11 protein-coding genes are annotated in these 22,297 nt (G+C 47.2%); 6 read left to right on the top strand and 5 right to left on the bottom strand.

Annotation, left to right across the window (positions count from 1 at the left end; all coding sequences use genetic code 11):
- Positions 1-21: 21 nt before the first annotated feature.
- The 5 genes from DF182_RS18995 to DF182_RS18975 form a co-directional block, all read right to left on the bottom strand.
- Complete coding sequence (locus DF182_RS18995) at positions 22-3,273, bottom strand: SusC/RagA family TonB-linked outer membrane protein (RefSeq protein ID WP_113617404.1); 3,252 nt, start codon at positions 3,271-3,273, stop codon at positions 22-24.
- Positions 3,274-3,907: 634 nt separating this feature from the next.
- Positions 3,908-4,630, bottom strand: coding sequence for a hypothetical protein (locus DF182_RS18990; RefSeq protein WP_113617403.1), 723 nt, complete (start codon positions 4,628-4,630; stop codon positions 3,908-3,910).
- 31 nt (positions 4,631-4,661) lie between these two features.
- Positions 4,662-6,230, bottom strand: coding sequence for a SusD/RagB family nutrient-binding outer membrane lipoprotein (locus tag DF182_RS18985; RefSeq protein WP_161964184.1), 1,569 nt, complete (start codon positions 6,228-6,230; stop codon positions 4,662-4,664).
- A 13-nt stretch (positions 6,231-6,243) separates the two neighbouring features.
- Positions 6,244-9,354 (bottom strand): SusC/RagA family TonB-linked outer membrane protein, encoded by a 3,111-nt coding sequence (locus DF182_RS18980; protein ID WP_113617401.1) that lies wholly within the window; start codon positions 9,352-9,354, stop codon positions 6,244-6,246.
- A 178-nt stretch (positions 9,355-9,532) separates the two neighbouring features.
- Positions 9,533-10,558, bottom strand: a complete 1,026-nt coding sequence (locus tag DF182_RS18975) for a LacI family DNA-binding transcriptional regulator (protein ID WP_113617400.1) — start codon at positions 10,556-10,558, stop codon at positions 9,533-9,535.
- Between the two features lie 262 nt (positions 10,559-10,820).
- Between DF182_RS18975 and DF182_RS18970 the strand changes: the two genes are divergently transcribed.
- The 6 genes from DF182_RS18970 (at position 10,821) to DF182_RS18945 (ending at position 22,279) form a co-directional block, all read left to right on the top strand.
- Positions 10,821-11,696 carry an AraC family transcriptional regulator gene (locus DF182_RS18970; protein WP_113617399.1) on the top strand — a complete coding sequence of 292 codons (876 nt, stop codon included), beginning with the start codon at positions 10,821-10,823 and terminating at the stop codon, positions 11,694-11,696.
- 129 nt (positions 11,697-11,825) lie between these two features.
- Positions 11,826-12,416 (top strand): RNA polymerase sigma factor, encoded by a 591-nt coding sequence (locus DF182_RS18965; RefSeq protein WP_113617398.1) that lies wholly within the window; start codon positions 11,826-11,828, stop codon positions 12,414-12,416.
- Positions 12,417-12,495: 79 nt separating this feature from the next.
- Positions 12,496-13,509: a FecR family protein gene (locus DF182_RS18960; protein WP_113617397.1), complete on the top strand. Its 1,014-nt coding sequence runs from the start codon at positions 12,496-12,498 to the stop codon at positions 13,507-13,509.
- 27 nt (positions 13,510-13,536) lie between these two features.
- Positions 13,537-17,001, top strand: coding sequence for a SusC/RagA family TonB-linked outer membrane protein (locus DF182_RS18955; protein ID WP_161964183.1), 3,465 nt, complete (start codon positions 13,537-13,539; stop codon positions 16,999-17,001).
- Between the two features lie 12 nt (positions 17,002-17,013).
- Positions 17,014-18,594, top strand: coding sequence for a SusD/RagB family nutrient-binding outer membrane lipoprotein (locus DF182_RS18950; RefSeq protein ID WP_113617395.1), 1,581 nt, complete (start codon positions 17,014-17,016; stop codon positions 18,592-18,594).
- 574 nt (positions 18,595-19,168) lie between these two features.
- Positions 19,169-22,279, top strand: a complete 3,111-nt coding sequence (locus DF182_RS18945) for a SusC/RagA family TonB-linked outer membrane protein (protein ID WP_161964182.1) — start codon at positions 19,169-19,171, stop codon at positions 22,277-22,279.
- Positions 22,280-22,297: the final 18 nt, after the last annotated feature.

Raw genomic sequence — 22,297 nt, 5'->3', positions numbered from 1 at the left:
CAATTTTTTGTTAAACGGTTATTAGAATCCTACCTGTACTGTCAGACCTATGTTACGAACAAATGGAACGGCGCCATATTCGGAGAAGGCAGATGTTTTGTTGTTACGTACTGCTTCCGGGTTGATATGGTCCGGCAGGTTGTTGAACAGGTAACCCAGGTTACGGCCTACCAGTGATACGCGGAGGCTGTTGAGTCTCCAGCGTTGTACCATTTCAGTTGGGAGGGAGTATCCGAGTGCTACTTCACGCAGGGCGATATAAGAAGCGTCGAATACAGATGCTTCACGGATACCGATGTTCCAGTCACCGACCATGCTATAGTACTGATATGGAGTGAGCGGGCTTACATAACCTTTTTCATAAGCCTGTTGGTAAGTGAGGCCATCCAGTACAATATCCAGACCATCTTTGGAGATGGTAGTACCTTTCTGGAATACGGCATCTGGGATCATACCATCGTTGCGGGTAACACCGGAACCGTCTTTGAAGGTGATACCACCATGTTCTGTATCACGGCCATACATAGTGTTGGCAGTAGTACCTCTGCCGGTACCATACTGGTGAGAAGCAGAGAAGAAGTCACCACCGATGCGGGCTTGAATCAGTACACCGAGGCTCCAGTTTTTATAATTGAACGTATTCTGCAGACCCAGGTTGAAGTCAGGCATAATGTTACCTACTACAGCTTTTCCGCGTACAAATTTGTAAGGGTAATCGCTACCACCGAGGGTGATAACAGGTTTACCGTTGGCATCGCGGGTATAACCGTAGTCAGTTACCAGATCACCATAACTACCGCCTACAGAAGCGATCGCCCTAACACCCTGGTCTTCGTTGAGCTGCAGCTGGTCTACACCAGGTGTGAGGCTAACGATTTTGTTTTTGTTGCGGCTACCGTTGAGGTTAATATCCCAGGTGAAGTTTTTGTTCTGGATAGGAGTACCGTTAATAGACAGCTCGATACCTCTGTTAATCATGCTACCAGCGTTGATATAACGGGAGGTAACACCGGATTCAATCGGCGTGGGCAGATTGATGATCTGGTTGGTGATGTTGGTGCGGTACCAGGCAAAGTCAAATCCTAAACGGTTATTGAAGAAACGAACATTAGCACCCAGTTCCCAGCTTTTGGAGATGGAAGGTTTCAGGTTCATGTTCGGCAGGATATCTGAGTTGAAGATATTTACCAGCGGCAGGTTGGCACCAGTGGAAGAACCCTGGAACAGGCCGGAGGTATAGTATCCGGTATTGATCTGATATGGATCGAGGTCACCACCTACCATTGCGTAGGAAGCGCGCAGTTTACCATAACTGATCCATTCAGGCAAATCATTTTTCAGTGTGCGGGTGAATTCCCAGGCAGTACTTACAGAAGGATAGAAGTAAGAGTTGGTGGTGTGTCCGAGGCTACCTTTAGGATAGGTGAGTGCGGAAGACCAGTCGTTACGGCCGGTTACATCCAGGAACAACTCGTTGTTATAGGAAACACTGGCAGCGAAGAATACAGAGTTAATTACTTTACGCAGCAGCGGATCATTTTTTACGATAGGCGCATTGATACTGTTGCTGATATCGTAGAGGAAAGGAATACGCAGACCACCATCTGTGGAGTTGTTGTATTGTTTACCGATGCCGCTGTTCCAGGTTTCAGCACCCAGGTTCAGAGTACCCTCAAATTTTTTACCCAGCTTAGGCGTGATCTGAGCCATACCCGTGAAGGTATACTGTGATTTGTTAATACCTGCAACAGAGTAGAAACCATCGGAACCTTTAAAGAAGGCGCTGGTAGCTACTTCTTTACGTTCGTCGGTAGATTGTTCGTTACTAAAGTTGGCTTTACCAATGAATTTCAGCCAGTCGGTAGCAACTGCTGTGAGGGAGAAGTTACCGGTGATGAGAGATTCTTTACGGGTCCAGCTGTTGTAAGCCTGCTGGTAGAAATAGTCAGCACCCGGATTGGTACTCAGGTTAGCCCTGCCACCATTGGGTCCGAGATAGTTTTCTGGTTTGCTCCAGATGGAAGGATCGTAGTTACGTGGGAACACATATACCCATTTACGACCGATGTTATAGTTGGTGTAGTCACCACCCTGACGGTCTGGGTTGAGTGTTTTAGAAGTGGCATAGGTTACACCCGCATCAGCACTCAACACTTTGGAGATCTGGGAAGATCCACGGAAAGCGAAGGTATTTCTGCCGAAGGTGTTGTTGGGAGAAACGCTGTTATTGTCCAGGTGGGAGTAAGAGAGACGGAAAGTTCCTTTATCGCTACCACCTTCCGTGGATACGTTGGTATTGAAGTATTTACCGGTCTGGTAAAGATCTTTAGCGTTGTTAGGTTTAGCAGTATAGGGTACTTTCATGCCGTTGGCCAGTTCTACCATGCTACCGTCCATTTTGGAACCGAAGCTATAACCACCCACGTTGTTGGCATAAACACCATCAGTACCCTGACCGTAGGAATTCTGCAGGTCGATCGCACCGCGGTATACTTTTTCTATCTGGGCAGTCTGACTAACGGTAACGCCTATACCTTTTCTTGCATTACCTTTTTTGGTGGTAATGAGGATGGCGCCATTGATAGCGCGGGAGCCGTACAATGCAGTAGCAGCAGCACCTTTCAGTACTGTTACAGATTCGTAGTCATCAGGGTTGAGGTTTTTCAGTACGTTACCGAAGTTAACGTCTGCGGCACTCTCGTCATTTTCGAAGATCACACCATCTACGATGAAGATAGGCTGGTCTTTACCATTCAGTGATTTAGCACCACGCAGTACGATACGGGGAGCAGCAGCAGGACCACCGGCAGCGGCGGAGATATCCAGACCAGCTACTTTACCCTGCAATGCAGATACCGGGTTGATGGAGTTCGTTTTAGCTACATCCGCACCCTTCAGTTCTGTTACCGCATAACCCAGCTTACGCTGTTCACGCTTCATGCCCATGGCGGTAACCACTACTTCGTTCAGGTTTTTGTTATCTTCTTTCAGAACTACTGTTATGGTGGTTTGTCCGTTTACAGGTACTTCCTGATTGATAAAACCGATATAAGACAGTACCAGTGTAGCATTAGGAGCTACCTGTACTTTAAAGGTACCATCAGCACCGGACATGCCGCCGTTGGCAGTTCCTTTTTCTTTTACCGTAACACCTGGCAAAGGCGTTCCCTTTTCATCTTTTACAGTTCCCGTAACAGCTTTCCTATCCTGCGCCCATACAGCGATGCAGCAGCATAAGAAAAGCAACGTGGTGAGAAGAAATGATCTTCGCATACTTCCTTAGGTTTAAATTATAACTAGTGATCAGTCACATGATAAAAAATGCACGGCAAGGCCTTTACCGAGGCATCGCTGCATGAGGCAGCCAGAGGCAGGTAAGACATAGTTTCCGTTCCCGTAATAAATCATGGAATTACTCCACTGACAATTTCATTGTTCACTGTTCTGCTTTGCTACAGTAGTAAAACGTTTTAGCAAGCCACTATAAAAAAAACCTGTTCGGCCTCACATCGTCTTTTCATTTTCACCAACAAGTTTTCCTCTACAGAAATAATGGTTTCAAACTTAGGTATAATTATGAGAAGTGCAAAAAAGATTTAACAATTTTTTGATGTTTGGTTAACAACTCGTTAAAAGTATTAAAATAATATAGCTCACGAAGAAAATACTATCAGAACTGTGATGAAGGATGATATCTGTGATGTTCCTGATGGGCGGAGATTAAATCGGAGATATAAATAGAGCGAAGAGTGGGAAGAGATTGAAGCAGAAATATTTAAATATCTAAATATCCAAATAGAGATAGTATACGCAACGATAGGACGAAATGAAAGGCCAGTCCGGAAATGTTTGATGTATTGAAAGCCCGTCTGAGTAAGTCAGACGGGCTTTCCCATTAAAAGAACTTTTATTTATTTACCGCTTCCAGTGCGAGCCTGGCAGCAGTTTCATCGAAGGACTCCTTATAACTGTCCAGAAATCCTTTAGCGGCTGCATAGGCCTGCGGATCCTGATTCAGTGCCTCCAGAAATGCTTTTTTACGAAGAGAAATCTTTACCGGCACCTGGTCTTTCACCAGATAGTAGGTATATTCTTTTTTATATTCATCATAGTTTTTGCCGGACTGCACCATTCCTTTATTTACAAAGTCGGCCTGTTTGAAGACGACCTTCACATCCCGTACCAGCCCGTATTTGCCACCAGCCAGCTGTTCCACAAACCGGGGCGCACCATTCAGGTTGATCGCTACAAAAGCTGTTTCCACATCTCCTTTTTTAAGATGGAAAGCCTGTATGTCTTTGGTTTCCGGTGCATAAGCTTTGCCGTCGCCACCTTTTACGATCAGCATGTTTTTTTCCAGGTCTATATTAGCATCATATACTATAGAGCGGCCTACCCTTTTATGCTCCAGAGAGTCGAGCCACATGCGGCCCCAATCAGCGTACAGATAAGGAGTGCCAACTGTATTCTCTTTCGGGTTGAATGTAAGTGCGGTCGCAAATCTTACTCCCAGGTTATTGTCGATACTATTCCTGGCGCTGATGGTCTGTGCGAGGCCGGTAGAATCCTGTGCCTGCAACGAAAAACCTGCTAACAGGGTAATGGTTGAAAGAATGATGTTTTTTTTCATGGCATTGATTATGGATTTGATAATTATTATCTTATGGCTTGTCCCACCATATCGGTGTTGTAAACAGGTCCGGTCCTTGTGCCGCGTTGGCTGCATTCACATTATTTCTATTTACATCATATTCATTCCGTGGGTAACGTAAACGGCGCGGTATCTGGCCGTTGGTTTCGTTGTTTTTATAGTTGACCGGCGTCAGTACAGGGAATCCACTACGGCGCCAGTTAGCATAGGTTTCATAATCATTCAGAAATGTTGTGATGTAATACTGGGTATTGATAGCTTCCAGCTGACTATTCAAAGGCCCCGACAATGCTGCAGCCTGGGCTGTCGCGTAAGTGGTGGCCGCGGCATCATTATATACAATGGAAGGAGAATATAAAGTCCATTGCCAGATACCCGACTTCACACCTGTGGTAAAGAACTGCACCGGATCACCAGCTATCCACCCTCTGGCCGCGGCCTCCGCCAGCATCAGCTGTACTTCTGAAAAGGTAATAAAAATATTTGGTGAATTGGGCTGTGCAATGACTTGTTTTGGCTGTGAATAATGCGCCAGATTAGCATCGCCGGTAGTGCCGATCCCAAAAACCGGATCAGAGGTATTGTCAAATCCGTTGGGCAGCCCTTTCTGTAAAGCGGGGTCATCAGAGCCCCCTGGTGTGGAATCCGCCTTCGGCAGTTCGGAGATGATCTGTAAACGGGGATCTGACTTCCCTTTCAGCAGGTCTACAAAAAACTTCGACAACTTGATATCCATGATATCTTTACCCGTTTCTCCGCGGCTGCCGGGGTATACCCCGATAACATGGCTGTTGGGATTATCATAATCACCAGATGCATGCTGAATAAAAAAAGCATCTGTGTTGGTGGTAAACACACCACCGGCCACTGCTTGCTGCACCCAGGTCTTGCCCTGCGAAGGGTCTGCCTTCTTGGACAACCGCAGCCCTACCCGCAGCAGCAGAGAGTAGGCCAGTTTTTTCCACTGCGCCGGAGAACCGCCATAACCGGAGATATCCGCATTACCGGGTGTAGATTTGGAAGGGTCCAGCTGGGCTGCAGCTGCCTGCAGTTCAGACGCCAAACCCGCATAAATCACATCCTGAGGATCATAAGCCGGTGTAAAGTTCTGATCAAGAAATCCCCTGCCGGCCGCCAGATATGGCACATAACCATACAGATCCGTCAACCGCTGTAACATGATCACTTTGGCAATCCTGGCCATGGCATTCACATTTACCTGTGTTGGATCGTTTTTGGTCTGGTCTATCAGTGTGGTCAGTATCTTCACGCCATTGGGATAAAATGAATTAAAAGCTGCTCCGGTATATCCATCGTTATACAGGTATTTATCTCCCACATAAGTCAGGCTCAGGGAAGCAATATGTTGCACCATCGGAGCACAGTAGATAAGATTAGCCCGCCACGCTTCAAACTCGCCGCCGGAAACATACAACAGTCCTCTGGTGAGCAGAATACCAGGAGACACTATCGGCGCAGCAGTAGGATCGGTGTTGATCCGATCGAAATTTTTTGTACAGGAGGCCAACAATCCAATCAACACTACTACAATTCCGAATTTATGTAATGACTTGATCATTGTTAAAAGAAATTTAGAATTTGACATTCAGATTCAGACCATAACTCCTTGATTGCGGATATCCCAATAATTCCGCTCCCTGTCCCGCACCATTGCTGTAGGTAGATTCCGGGTCTACATTAGGTATATCTTTATAGATAATCCACAGGTTTCTTGCTACAAATGACAGGGAAGCGCCGGTAATCGGCAATTTATCCAGTAGGCGGGGCGACAGGTTATAGGTAAGAATTACCTGACGCAACTTGATAAAGGCACCACTGTAAATAAATGGTTCTGCAATATTAAAAGCGATGTTCTGGAAGTAATCCTGTGCATCTACCCGCTTATCCACAAATCTGGTAGGATCGGCAGGGTCCTGTGCTTTGATCATGATACCGTCTTTGCGGCCGGTGAGTGTGGCTTTCTGTAATCCGAAATAATAGGCGTAATCGTTGGTGCCGGAGTAAATTTTGTTGCCCCAGCGGGAATCTATCAGGATACCCAGTGTAAAGGATTTAAAGCTGAAGTTGTTGGTAACACCCAGTGTATAAGGTGCTACGCCGGTGCCGAAGATGGTGAGTGGTCCCTGCATGGGCTTGCCGGCGCTGTTAAATAAAATATTGCCCTGATCGTCCCGCAGGAATTTAAATCCCTGGATCACGCCAAAAGGCTGGTGGGGCACCTGCTGGATGGTGACGTTGAAAGTACGTACATCTGCCACTTTCAGGGCATTCAGTTTACCATCCAGCTGTATCACTTCACTTTTGTTATAAGCAAAATTGGGGATGATGTCCCAGCTGAAATTCTTGCTGCGTACGGGTGTGCCGGTGATCATCAGTTCCACGCCCTTGTTGGTTACCTTACCTACGTTGATAAAGGCAGTATTATAACCGGAAGCGTTGGAGATGGTGGTTTGCACAATATCGTCTGTTGTTTTACGGGTGTACCAGGAGAAGTCTATTGCCAGGCGGCTGTCGAAGAAACGGGCTTCCAGGCCGGCTTCAAAGCTGGTATTGACATATGGCTTCAGTATAGCGTTGGGCACAGCGTAACTGCCGTCCTGTGCTTTTTTCACGTCAGCCACAGGCAGGCTGGTAGTGCCCAGCACCAGCGGGTTTTGTACGCTGTAGGCGAGCCGCAGCCGGTATGGATCTGTGTCGCCTCCCACCTGCGCCCAGGAAGTACGCAGTTTGAGATAGTTTATCCATTTGGGCAGGGTGAAAGCGTCTGACAATACGAAACTGAGGCCGGCAGAGGGGTAGAAAATACTGTTACTGTTAGACGGCAATGTGGAAAACCAATCATTGCGGCCTGTGAGTGTCAGATATACATAACTCCTGAAAGACATTTCTGCAGAAGCATATATGGAATTGATTTTTTTCTCGAAGATATCGTTGGTAACGGTTTTTGTTTGCAGGTTGGTTTGGTCGTAGAAAAAAGGAATGTTGAAGGTGTTACCATTGAGCGACAGTTTATCATTTTTGTTGTGCATCACGTTGGCGCCTACAAATCCGGATATACGCCAGTCTCTGGCGAAAGCCCTTTCCACGCCGACCATGATATCTGCGTTCAGTTCATAGAAGTTCTGACGCGTCTGATCGTTGATCTGGCCGCCCATGATAAAGGCGGTGCCAGTGGGTGTGATGGCTTTGTTGTCGCGGAAAAACATATCCGCACCGATGCGGCCTTTTACGTAGAGCCAGTCCAGTACATCATAACGCAGTTCAGCAGTATTAATGAAGCGATCTTTTTTATCATGCTGACTAAAATCGTATACAGAGAACCAGGGGTTGGTGATGTATTCATTGGCATTCCAGCGGAATTCGTTGCCATCGGCATTGAGTTTACTGGTTTTCAGCGTTTGTATAGCGAGGGAGGTAGGCAGCAGGTATAGTGCGAAGTTGGCATTACCGGGAGAGTCGGATACCCTGGGCCTGTTATCGGTGCGTTCACGGATATATTTGGCGTATACGTTCAGGTGAAGTTTTCTGCCAAGCCAGGCGGAGAGGTTAAGCGACAGGTTATCGCGGCGTATACCTGAATTGGGAAGGGTGGCTTCATTTTTCATATCGGTGGCTCCGAAACGCCAGGTCACTTTTTCATTGCCTCCGCTGGCAGCAATAGAGTTGGTGAACGTATAACCGCTACGGTAGAATTTTTTGAAATTGTTTTTGATAGCGCTGTAGGGTCTGCTGATACCATCGTATTGAATAACGGAAGAGCCGTCGAGTGGTGCGCCCCAGCTGAAAAGTCCGGCAGACCGTGCTTCTGCAGCTGTCTGTGGTTTGAGGCCGTTGAGGCCCATACCATAGGCGTATTGCCAGTCGAGGTTGTTTACGATGGGGCGTTCAAACACGATATTGCTGCTGTATTCCACGCCTATTCCTTTATGGGCGGCGCCGCTTTTGGTAGTGATAAGGAGCACACCGTTGGAGGCACGGGAACCATATAATGCTGCAGCAGTACCGCCTTTCAGCACCGAGATGGTAGCGATGTCATCGGGATTGATGCTGGAAAGACCATCACCGGCATCAGTGCCGCCATATTCACCGGCAGAACCGAGGTTATCATTATTGATAGGAATCCCATCTACTACGATGAGGGGTTGGTTGTTTCTGTTTTTATCGATGGAAGTATTACCGCGGAGGATGATACGGCTGGAGCCGGCCGGGCCGGTGGCGGTGGAGGTGACGTTAAGCCCTGCCACTTTACCGGAGAGGCTGTTAGCGATGTTGGTGGAGCGTGCCTGCGTCAATTCTTCTCCTTTCACTTCAGACACCGAATATCCCAGTGACTTTTTTTCCTTTTTGATACCTAGGGCGGTGACGACAACTTCTCCCAGGCTTTTTTCATCCTGTTTGAGGACTACGGTCAACTGTGTTTCGGTACCTACGGGTACTTCCTGAGGAAGATAACCCACATATCGGAAAACCAGCGTGCTGCCGGGAGCTGCAGACAGGGAGAAGGCTCCCTGTGCGTTGGTCACGGTGCCTTTGCTGGTTCCTTTTACCAGGATGTTGACACCAGTGAGGGGCTGGCCGGTGTTGTCGGTTACCTTGCCGGTAATGGCTTGTTGTGCCCACAGTACGGGAGCGGATAATAACAACAGCACAACAAGCAATGCATGCGTAAAGTTCCTGATCATTTTTTTTACAGAATGAAGTGAAGAAATAAACCAGGGGCGTGGTTTTGGCTGAATTCAATTTCCTGTTGACCGGGCTGAGATCTGACAACCGGAAACCGAATAACATAACAACATGACATAGCGTTTTGTTCCCGTGAGTACACCGGAACAGCAGGACATTAGCGGGGATTGGGGGTTACTATTTTTTTCCCGGGTTGGAAGAAGCTCTCACGATGAGTGATGGTTCCAGTACAATTTGCCGGGGGGCAGCAGCAGGATGATTCAGTTCTTCCATGAGTACTTCCACAATATTTTTTCCGATTTCTGTGATGGGTTGTGCCACGCAGGTGATAGAAGGGCTGTGGAGGCGGAAGAGGTCGTGATCATCGAAGCTGGCCACACCTATCTGCGGGCCGATTTCCCAGCCGAGGGAGCGGATACTTTCGATGCCGTAGATGCCGAGGTAGTTGGTAGCAAAGAATACTGCGTCAAGGTCTTTGACGGAGGTAAGGAATTTTTTTATTTCTGCGTTAAAGCCTTCGCGTTCCAGTTCAAATGGTATTTTTTTCACCTGGCTTTTGTTGAAAGGGAGATGATGATGTTTGAGGGCAGCGGTAAAGCCGTCCAGGCGGTCTTTCATCTGGATCTGATCGGAGGTGATGGTTACGATGGCGATCTTTTTATATCCCTGTTGAGCGAGGTGGCTGGTAACGTTGTAAGCCCCTTTGTAGTTATCTACTACAACGTAGCTGGAGCTGACATTTGGCAGATAGCGGTCTACAAGGACTACCGGTTTGGCAGTAGCTTTGAGTTGTTCTATTTCCTTGTCCAGGTTTTTGGTGGGAGTAACGATATAACCGTCTACCTGGCGGTATTTCAGTACTTCCAGGAGGCCTTTTGCTTTTTCGGTATTATCTTCTGTGCTGCCATACAGCACTTTGTAGCCGTGTTTATCGGCTTCATCTTCCATGACTTTGGCGAGACTGGCGAAGAAGTTGTTGGCAATATCTTCTACGATAAGGCCGATGGTTTTGGTTTTTCCGGTACGAAGACCACGTGCAAGCTGGTTAGGTTTGTATTTAAGCTTAGCGGCTATTTTCTGTATTTTTTTACTAACCTGTTCGCTGATTCGTTTTTCTTTTGACTTACCGTTGAGAACAAACGAAACGGTAGTGGGAGAAACCCCTGCCTGTTTTGCGATGTCTTTAATAGAGATTCCTTTCATAGACAACAAATGCTATATCGATTTAGCCCTGCGTAAATTACAAAATCAAAGCTGAAATTTACATTCTTGAGCTAATTATTCCAAAAAACTTGCTAAATCTTATAGCCCGGCATTTACAGCGGCCTATGACATTTAAGGGTCATTTTCCCAATAATGATATTTTTTTAACCAATTTTTAATAATTTGGCAACATTCATAGGACAATGGCAATAGTAAATAACGAGTTGCCTGTATACCAGTAGTTTAAAAAATTAATACTTGAATGAAACCCATTCTTATTAAAGTGGGGGCTTTTGCCGATAACCAGATCACGATCATAGAGAGATGTGATCCGTATTTCAACACACCGTTTCACTTCCATCCGGAATGTGAGCTGGTGTTTGTTACGGAAAGCCACGGGAAGAGAATTGTAGGGGACAGCATTGAGAGCTTTGAGGAAGGCGATATGGTGTTTTTGGGGCCGCATATTCCCCATGTATGGTATAATGAGGAAGAATATTACAAAGGGGACGAGAACCTGAAAGCCCGTTCCGTGGTGATTTATTTCCCTAAAGACATTTTCGGGGAGAAGTTTTATGGTCTTCCTGAAACCAAAGCTTTAGGTGAGCTTTTTCATCGCGCGCAGCGCGGGATGAAAATCACCGGGCCTACCTACGACAAACTGAAGCCGGAAATACTGTCACTTCCCAAAAAGGAGGGACTCGACCGGATCATCTCCCTGCTCAACATTCTGAAAACATTATCGGAGACCAGGGATTGTTATTACCTGGCCAGCACTGGTTATTCCCATGCCTACAATGTAAAAGACAACCATAAGATTGATGAGGTCTTTAAATATGTGATGAACAACTTCTCCAAGGAGATCTCCCTGCAGGATGTGGCCAGCATCACGAACCTCTCGCCGCAGTCATTCTGTCGTTTCTTTAAGAACCGCACCAAAAAATCCTTTGTACAGTTCCTTAATGAAGTACGGATCGGGCATGCCTGCAAGCGTTTGACAGAAGAAGACTGGTCTATTGCAGAAATCGCCTATTCCTGTGGTTTTAAAAACCTGTCCAATTTTAACCGCTTTTTCAAAGAGATCGTCGGTAAAACGCCAAAGGAATACAAGAACGAGCTCAGATTGAAAGAAGCATAACCTGCAACGATATCGCACGTACGAGTAACGCTTAAAATTCAGCCTGCGAAAAATCGGAAAAATCAGAATATTCTTCTTACTTTCATTCATTGTAATTCAACCAAAACATCTAATCGCTACTGTAATTCAATGTTCAGCAGTTATTCAGATACCCAGTTAGTATCACTATTAAAAGGTGATGACAGTGCCGCCTTCAATGCCATCTATGAACGCTACAGTAAAATGTTGTATCTCTTTATTTACAGCAAACTGGAAGCGGGGGAGCTGAGTAAGGATGTGTTGCAGGATCTGTTTGTTTCCCTTTGGGAGAAACGTCATTCCCTTGTACTGAAAGAGTCGCTGAAATCTTACCTATACCAGGCAGCCCGGCATAAGATCATTGATATCTACCGGAAAAATGCCACGTATCGCAAGTACCTGCAGCAGCTCATTGAACATTTTGATGCACAGCCCCATGCCATTGATGAAGCGGTTGACTACAAAGCAAGGGCGCAGGACCTGTTTGAAGCTATCAACCACCTGCCGGAGAAGATGAAGGAAATATTTATGCTGAGCAGGTTCGAAAATCTTTCCATAGAACAGATATCCACCCACCTGGGCCTTTCCCAGCAAACGGTAAAGAACCAGATCACCAAAGCATTAAAGATATTACGGGCCAACTATGCGCAAACTGATAAGATATTGCTCGTTATCTCCCTGGTTTTTATAGCCAACCGGTAATTTTCCTTAAAATTTTCTGTATTGCGATGGTACTTTTTCCACGTTATTACGACTTATCATCATCCAAAAACGCTATCAGGTGGACACAGAACAGATAAAAATATTGCTGGAGCGATATCAACAGGGGAGCTGCTCACCGGAGGAAGCGAATATCATAGAACAGTGGTTTGAGCAGATCAACAGCCGCCAGTCTACCCTGGTAGACGACACTGCGCTGGATCTGCAGCTGGATGAAGTGAAACAGCGTATCCATGAACAGATTACACCAGCCCCCCGTGTACGCCGCATGCGGCCCTGGCTGTTGCCGTCTGCAGCTGCTGCAGCTGTATTGCTCGCCGCCGGACTGTTCTGGTTTAACAGTCAGCGTCAGCCCACCGTCAACCTGCCGATTACGCAACTACCCATCACCGGCGGCAACCGTGTGATAAAGGATGGTTTTGTTGAAATAACTACGCCCAAAGGACATCAGGAAAATATAAAACTGGATGATGGCAGCACCATCAGCCTTAATGCCAATAGTAAACTACGCTACCCTGAACATTTCGGCAGCGCCGAAAGAAGTGTATACCTCGATGAAGGAGAAGCCCTTTTTAACGCGGCCCCCGATGCGAACCGGCATTTTGTGGTACGGACCGCTGAAATAGCCACCACCGCACTGGGCACCACCTTCAACATCCGGGCCTACGATGCGGAAAATAAAGTGACTGTAGCCCTGCTCACCGGTAAAGTAAAAGTAGATCAGCTGCACAACAGCCAGGATAATAACTCCCTGATACTGATGCCCAGCGAACAGATCAGCTATGACCGGCAACTGCTGAGTCTGATCAAAACCTCTTTTAATAAAGCAGATGAGGTGACTGCCTGGAAACAGGGATACCTCGTTTTTAAAGACGCACCCTATATAGAACTCATGACCGGTATCGAAAACCGTTATGGCGTGACCGTTATTAATGAAAGCAGTAAAACAGCCTGGAACTATACCGGTAATTTCAGAAATGAAAGCCTTACGGAAGTGATGGACATTATTTGTATCGCCAAATCATTATCATATACCATTAAAAACGACACAGTTTATCTTGTAAATAAAAAATAGCTCATTATGAGGGTAAAGCCTTGCCCCATGAAATGGTTTATATCCATGGGGCTAATGCTGACATTGCTGCTGTCCGGTAGCTTAAAAACCCTTAGTAGTGCCATAACACAGACACAGTATCCGCCATCGACAATTGTTGTCAGTATCCAGGTCAAAAATAAAAACCTGGAAGACGTTATGGCCGAGATATCGGCCAAGACCGGACTGAACTTCCATTACGACAAAACTGATCTTAACCTGAAAAAAAAGGTTACGCTCAACTGCACCAAAACACCGATCGAAGAAGTTCTGGCGTTGTTATCAGCACAAACAGGATTGAAGTTTACCCGCGTCAACAACAAAATAATTGTAGGTGCCGACACCGAGTCCGGAGAAGCGCAGACTGTTGACCTATTAAAGCACGTTTCACTTGAAAGACAAATCACCGGAATCGTACGCGATAATAAAGGCACGCCACTACAGGGAGTAACCGTTAAAATCAGGAACAGCAATAAAGGAACGCAGACAGACGCCGACGCTGGCTTTAGCATAACTGCCAGCCCCGGCGATGTACTGCTTTTTAGCTATGTGGGATACCTCCCGCGCGAAGCGACCATTGGTACAGACAGCGATCTCTCCATCACATTGATTGAAAATATCAAAGCACTGGGCGAACTGGTGGTAACCGCCATGGGCATACAGAAAAAGTCGAGGGAGCTCCCCTACTCCACCCAGCAACTGGATGGGGATGACGTCTCTCTCGTTAAAGATGCCAACTTCATGAACAGCATCAGCGGTAAAGCCGCCGGCGTATCCATCACCCGCAGCTCCTCCGGTATAGCCGGCACCGTTAGGGTGGTATTGCGCGGTAATAAATCCACCCGCGAAAACCAGCCCCTCTACATTGTAGACGGAGTGCCTTATGCCAACTATACCCCTGCGCAACCCAATGATGTATGGGGCCAGGCCAACAATATCATCGGCGCCGGCGGCCGCGATGGCGGTGATGGTATCTCCAATATCAACCCCGACGATATAGAAAGCATCAGCATACTCAAAGGCGCCTCCGCCGCCGCCCTATACGGCAGCCAGGCCGCCAACGGTGTAATTCTCATCACCACCAAAAAAGGAAAACCCGGTAAAAACCGTATAGACGTGGCCTCCGACTTCACCATCGAAAGGCCCTCCCTCCTGCCTAAGCTGCAATACCGCTACGGACAAACAGATCCACCCGGCAATGATATGGTAGGCTCGCCCAAACCCGGTTCTATCGGCAGCTGGGGCGCGCCCGTCGATGTACCGGACCATGTAAAGGATTTTTTTAATACCGGCACCACCTGGACTAACACCGTCTCTTTCAGTGGCGGCACAGAAACTGCCCAGAGCTATTTTTCATATTCCAATACCACCAACAAAGGCATCCTGCCCACCGCTAAGTTCAACCGGCATACCGTCAACTTCCGGGAGACACTCAAGCTACTCAATGACAAGCTGATCATGGATGCCAACGTGTCTTTCCTGGCACAGTCTGCCCTCAACCGTCTCTCTTCGGGACTATACTACAGCCCTATCTCCGGACTGTATACTTTCCCCCGCGGATTGGATTTCAGCGCCTTTAAAAACGAATTTGAATACTATGATACCACCCGCAATCTGTTTATGCAGAACTGGTGGAACATCCGCAGCGATAAAGGCTGGATAGGACAAGACGACCAGCAGAATCCCATGTGGGCCTTGTTGCGCAACCGACGTATCGACTCCCGTTACCGCGGCATGGCTTCCCTCTCCCTCAGCTATCAGCTCAACAACTGGCTTTCCTTCAAAGGACGCAGCAGCTTCGATAAATCAATGGACCAATACGAACTGGAAGCCTTTGCCGGCACACAGATCGTACTGTCCGGCGTCAACGGCCGCTACACCTTCGAAAGGGAATTCAACACCCAGCTGTATGCCGACCTGATGGTCAACGCCAGCGGGAAAATAACCCCATGGCTGCATATGGCCGGCAACCTGGGCCTCAGCATCACCGATATCAAAGCCCACGAAAGAACATACAACGGCGCCAATCCCAATGCACCACCAGGACTGACCTATCCCAACAAATTCTCTATATACAATATCAACGATAAATCACTGGACGCACAACATAATGTAGAACAAAAACAGCTGCATGCCGTATTCGGCAATGCCCAGCTGGGCTTTAAAAACTACCTGTTCCTCGACCTGACCGGCCGTAACGACTGGTCCAGCACCTTTGCGTTTACTCCTACGCTGGGGAAAGGATACTTTTATTACTCTGCCGGCCTTTCAGCGGTATGGTCCGATATGTTTAAACTGCCCGCAGCCATCAACCAGCTGCGTACCCGGATCTCCTATGCCAAGGTAGGCAACGATATTGCCAGCTACTCCTCCCACCCTGCACCTTTTACCATGCAGACTATAGCAGGTGTCAGCAGGGTGGTACTCAACCAACGCACCCCCTACCCCGGCATATCCCTGCAACCGGAAGACAACCGCTCCCTCGAAGCCGGCATCGAAGCCCATCTCTTTGATAACCGCGTCAATGCAGATATTACCGTCTATAAAAACAATAACTACAAACAATATATGGAAGTGCCCGCCCCTCCGGGATCGGGGTTTATCACCTATTATCTCAATATGGGCAACATCCAGAACGTAGGGATGGAAGCATCGCTAACGGTAATACCTATACGTCAAAAGAATTTCAGCTGGAACAGCACCGTCAATTTCTCTTTCAACCGCAACAAGGTACTGCAGCTGAGCAATGACAACATTGCCGGCGCCGATACCAGCAACCGTTTCAGCCTGACAGACTTCGGTGTAAACATGTTTGGTTCGTTTATCCGTGAAGGTGGTTCCTGGGGAGACATCTATTCCAACAAGGAGTTTAAACGCAATGATAAAGGTCAGATTATAGTAGATGAACAGGGTAAACCATTTACCGTTGCCAGTTTCAAAAAAGTAGGCAATCCCAATCCTGATTTTATGCTGGGTTGGAACAACAGCATCTATTATCGTAACCTGACCCTCAGTTTCCTGATAGATGGTCATTTTGGTGGCAAGGTGATGAGCGTCACACAGGCTGTGCTGGACGGATATGGCGTCAGCGAAGCGTCCGCCAAAGCCAGAGACAATGGCGGTGTACCCCTCAACACCGTTACCGAAGGCAATATGCCGTATACCGGCAAGATCAGGGCACAGGACTATTATACCACCATCGGTGGTAGGTCGGGCGTTGGTGAAATGTATATGTATGACGCCACCAACATACGCCTGCGGGAACTTAGTCTCAGTTATCTCATCCCGCTGAAATGGAAATGGATTAAGAATGTACGCGCCGGCATCATTGGAAGAAACCTTTTCTTTTTTTACCTCAACGCCCCGTTTGACCCGGAAGTGTCTATGGGCGCCGGCAACGGCCTGCTGGGCGTAGATGTATTTGGATTACCGCCCGTACGCAGTATGGGTATGAACCTCAAATTCGGATTCTAAAACCACGCACGCATGAAAAAACGGACTTTACACATGCTGCTCGTTATCGCCACCGTCCTGCTGGGCAGCGGCTGTACCGGGAAATTCATCGACATCAATAAAAACCCTTACGACTTTGGTGAAGATGAACTCAAAGGAGATTTCCAGCTGATGGGCGCCCCTATGTCGCAGGCACAGCTACACCTGCTGCGCTACAACGATCCTCCCACCGCACAACTGCAACAGAACCTGAATGCAGATATATTTTCCGGTTATATGATGTCGCCCACACCTTTTGAAGGTAATATCAATAATACTAATTACGGACTGCTGTATTACTGGAACAATCATCCCTGGAACGAGGCCTACAACTGGGTATTCAAAGCCTGCGCCTTCACCCAGCAAAAAGCAAGAGGTAAATATCCTGATTTTTATGCCTGGGCCCAGATCATGAAAGTAGAAGCCATGCATCGTATCAGCGATATCTTCGGGCCTATTATCTACACTCACTTCAGTGACATCAACGCGGACAAAAGTCTGGATTACGACTCACAACAACAGGCTTACTATGCTTTTTTCAGAGACCTTGACAGTGGCATCACAACGCTGACCAATTATGTCAACAGTGGCGCCACACAACGTTTTCAGGCTTTTGACCTAGTATATAAGGGTGACTATGTCCAATGGATAAAATTTGCCAATACCCTGCGGTTAAGGCTGGCGATCCGTATCTCAGGAATAGACGAAGCCAAAGCCCGCGCTGAAGGCGAAGCTGCACTGAAACATCCTATGGGCTTACTACAGGACAGCAAGGATAATTTTTTGGTAGACATCTCTCCTGTCACCCATCCGTTGAATATTATGTGTTATACCTGGGCTGATCTGCGTATGAGCGCGCCCATGGAGTCTATACTGACCGGTTATAAAGACCCTCGTCTGTCGAAATATTTTGTACATACCGATGAGGGGCCCAATGTGTACCGTGGCATTCGCAACGGCATCCGTATTTCAGCCAAGGAGCAGTATTCCGGCTTTTCGCTGCTGGTACGGCTGGAAAATAAAATCCAGTATATGACCGCAGCCGAAGCCTGGTTCCTGAAGGCAGAAGCAGCCCTTAATGGCTGGGAGGGCGCCGGTACCGCCGCCTATAATTATGAGAAAGGCATCAGCACCTCTTTCGCCCAATATGGACTAACTAACGTTGACGACTATATTAACAACAGCACCAACAAGGCTAAACCTTACATAGATCCTAACAATCCTGTCAACAATGTTCCTGCCGGCAGCCCGCATTTGAGTACCATCACCATTAAATGGCAGGAAGGAGCATCAAAAGAAGAGAAAATAGAACGTATCATCACCCAGAAATGGATTGCCATGTTTCCCGAAGGGCAGGAAGCCTGGAGTGAATTCAGGCGTACGGGTTATCCCAAACTGTTCCCCGTAGTGATCAACAACAGTAACGTTACGATCAGCAGTGAAAAATTCATCCGCCGTCTCCCTATGCCACAGATAGAACAGGTCACCAATCCCAAGGCCCTGGCCAAAGCCATCAAAACACTAAGCGGACCGGATAACGGAGGAACGAGATTATGGTGGGACACCAAACCATAACGGTGATGACTACGTTGTTTGTTATGATTTGTAGTGATAATTCTGATAAGTGAAGATTTAACATAATATTGATATATAAAAAACACCCATTAACTTTTCGTTAATGGGTGCTTTTTTGGGAAGATCTGACAAGATTATTTATCATGTTCATCATATCAATCAAAAAAAATCACAGTTGCATAGTACCTTTTATCACATCGCACGACATCTTATCTGTAGCGCCTTTCACGGCGTATCCAAATGAAAACAACAAAATAACAAAACAGCAAAATAACAAGCAGCAACGGAGGAGTATCATTCAAAATAAAAATTTCATGTAAGAAAAACAGGCACGAAAAAGTCTGACGGGATTGACCTGAAAAGCAGGATGTATCTCCGGAGGGATACCTGTGCAAACAAACCACGTTTATTTATTAAAAAACAAGTGGTAAAGGATGGCTTGCGCCATGCTAATGGAGATACTTTTTCCATAGAGCACGTGATAGCAGCTTGTATCAGCCAGGCACGCGATACATACAGTCAGATCTTATCCACAATATTTAAATACCAATTATTAACCAAAAAAAAGGCAAGTATGAAAAAAAACCTACGCCTTATGAAAGTGTGTGCTGTAACGGGAATAGCGCTCACTTCCATATTAGCAGACAATGCTTATGCGAAGGCTGCCGGCTATACTTATGCGCCCACAGCTTCATTCCGTAGCATTTTACAGGAAAGGGAAATCAGCGGTACTGTCCGCGATAGCAAAGGGCTTCCTCTGCCCGGCGTTTCTGTACAAATAAAAGGTGCTACCAAAGGCGCACAAACCAATGCATCCGGCCAATATCACCTCAGTGCCAAAGCCGGCGACGTATTGGTATTCAGCTCTATCGGCTTCACTCCTCGTGAAGTGACCGTAGGAACCAGTGCTTCTGTAGATGTAAAACTTGAAGAGAATGTAAAAGGATTGAATGAACTGGTGGTGACAGCGCTGGGTGTGAAAAAGACTGCCAAATCACTGACTTACTCCACACAAAGACTGGGCGGTGAAGAACTGACCACTGCCAAAGATGCCAACCTCATGAACTCCATCTCCGGTAAAGCTGCCGGTATCACGGTGAGCAGGAGTGGTTCCGGTGTAGGCGGTTCCGTTAAAGTAACCCTTCGTGGTAATAAATCCGCTCAAAGTACCAACCAGCCGCTGTATGTAATTGATGGTATCCCCATGACCAACTACAGTACCCAGCAGCCCAACAGTACCTGGGGTGGTAATGGTACCATTACCTTTGCACCTGGTCGTGACGGTGGTGACGGTATCTCCAACCTGAACCCTGATGACGTGGAAAGTGTATCTGTACTGAAAGGAGCTTCCGCTTCCGCACTGTACGGTAGCCAGGCAGCCAACGGTGTAATCCTCATCACCACTAAAAAAGGTAAAGCCGGTGTTGCCAAAGTAGAATTTTCCAGCGGTTTCACCCTCGATAAAATAGCATACAAACCCAAGCTGCAGAACTCCTATGGCGCTACCAAAGACGGTGCTACCCAAAGCTGGGGTCCTGAAATCACCAATGCCCATGATAATGTCTCCGACTTCTTCCGTACCGGTAATACATGGATTAATTCCATCAACTTCACTGCCGGTAATGAAAGAGCCCAGACTTATTTCTCTTATGCCAACACCAGTGCAAATGGTATAATGCCAGGCAATGACCTGAATCGTCACAACTTCTCTTTCAGGGAAACAGCCAAACTCCTGAACGATAAACTGACACTGGATGGTAACGTAAACATCGTCACTCAAAAGCTGGATAACGGACCTGTAACAGGTTTGTACTTCAACCCGCTGACCGGTTTGTATCTGTTCCCAAGAGGCCGTGACCTGTCTCCTTATCAGAACTATACCAAGTTTGACCCCATCCGTCAGATAGACCTCCAGAACTGGCCTTTCAACGAAGACGTACAACAGAACCCTTACTGGATCGTTAACAAAAATACCAGCCAGGCCAGACGTAACAGGACCCTCTTCAATGCCAGCGCCAAATACGATATCGCTGACTGGTTATATGTTCAGGCCCGCGGTAACATGGACCGTACCAACGATACCTACGATGGTCAGTTCTATGCCGGTACTCACGGTGTACTCTCCGGCCCCAACGGCCGCTATATCATGAGCGACCTTACTACCACTCAGTTTTACGGTGACCTGATCGTTAATGCCAACCGCCACTTCGGCAACTTCAAGCTGAATGCATTGGTGGGTACCAGCATCAACGATACCCGTACCAAAGGTATGAACGGAGATAGCTTTAACGGCGACCTCTATGTAGCCAACTTCTTCACCCTGCAGAACATGACTGCTGGTAGCCAGATTCAGACAGTTCCGGAAAACCACAGCCAGCTGCAAGCCGTATTCGGTAACGTGAACCTGTCTTACAAAGACCTCGTGTTTCTCGACCTGAGCGGCCGTAATGACTGGTCTTCCAACCTGGCCTTTACTGGTAACGGCTCCTACTTTTATCCCTCTGCCGGCCTTTCCTTCATGCTCCATCAACTCCTCAATCTGCCTGAACCAGTTAGTTACGCCAAACTCCGCGGCTCTTACGCTGCAGTAGGTAATACTGTTCCCTGGTACGTAACCAACCCGCTCAACAGGCTGGGTAACGTAGGCGGTACTTTCGTGTTCAACAACCAGGCTCCTTTCAAAGAACTGAAACCAGAAAAAACCAAATCACTGGAAATCGGTACAGAATGGCGTTTCCTGCAGGACAGACTGAACTTTGACTTTACTTATTATAAAACCAATACCACCAACCAGTACTTCCAGATCGCCGTACCACCGGGAACTGGTTACTCCTTCCGCTTCATCAACGCCGGTAACATCCAGAACACCGGTTTCGAAGTAGTACTGGGATACAATGTGATCAAAACAGACAAATTCCGCTGGAACACCAGCATCAACTATTCTCAGAACAGGAACAAGGTGATCGAACTGGCTGACAATATCGACCAGTTTATTCTGACCCCTCAGGGTTCCAACACCTTCGCATCTATCATCGCCAAAGGCGGTTCCTATGGTGACATCTATGGTAAGGTATTGAAAAGAGATGAAAGCGGCCGTGTGATTATCGGTAAAGATGGTCCGCTGGTAAGCTCTTCCCTCGAGTTTGTAGGCAATCCTAACCCTAAATGGCAAGGTGGCTGGAGCAACAACTTCAGTTATAAGGACTTCACCCTGAGCTTCCTGATCGATGGTAAATTCGGCGGTAAAGTAATGTCTATGACAGAAGCTGTACTGGACAAATACGGCGTATCTGAAAGAACTGGAGAAGGCCGCAAAAACGGCGGTGTAGCCATCAATGGCGTATCTGATGACACCAAACAACCTATCACCCAAATTGATGCCGCCAAATGGTATGGTACTATAGGCGGACGTGACGGTGTTAGTGGCGAGTACATGTACGACGCTACGGTAGTAAGATTCAGAGAGCTGTCTCTCGGTTATGCTGTTCCATCCAGTGTACTGCGTCATGGTTTTGTGAAAAACCTCCGTTTCTCACTCGTAGGCAGAAACCTCTTTTATATCTCCAAAAAAGCACCATTTGATCCGGAGATCTCCATGTCTACTGCCAACGGCCTGTCCGGTGTGGACATGTTCGCACTGCCTGCTACCCGGAGCTTTGGTTTTAACCTGAATGTTGGTTTCTAATGACTGTTCACCTTTAAT

Source organism: Chitinophaga flava, from assembly GCF_003308995.1.
GTDB classification, from domain to species: Bacteria; Bacteroidota; Bacteroidia; order Chitinophagales; family Chitinophagaceae; genus Chitinophaga; species Chitinophaga flava.
Note: the sequence above shows the minus strand (reverse complement) of the source record. Positions and strands in the feature narration are given on the sequence as shown.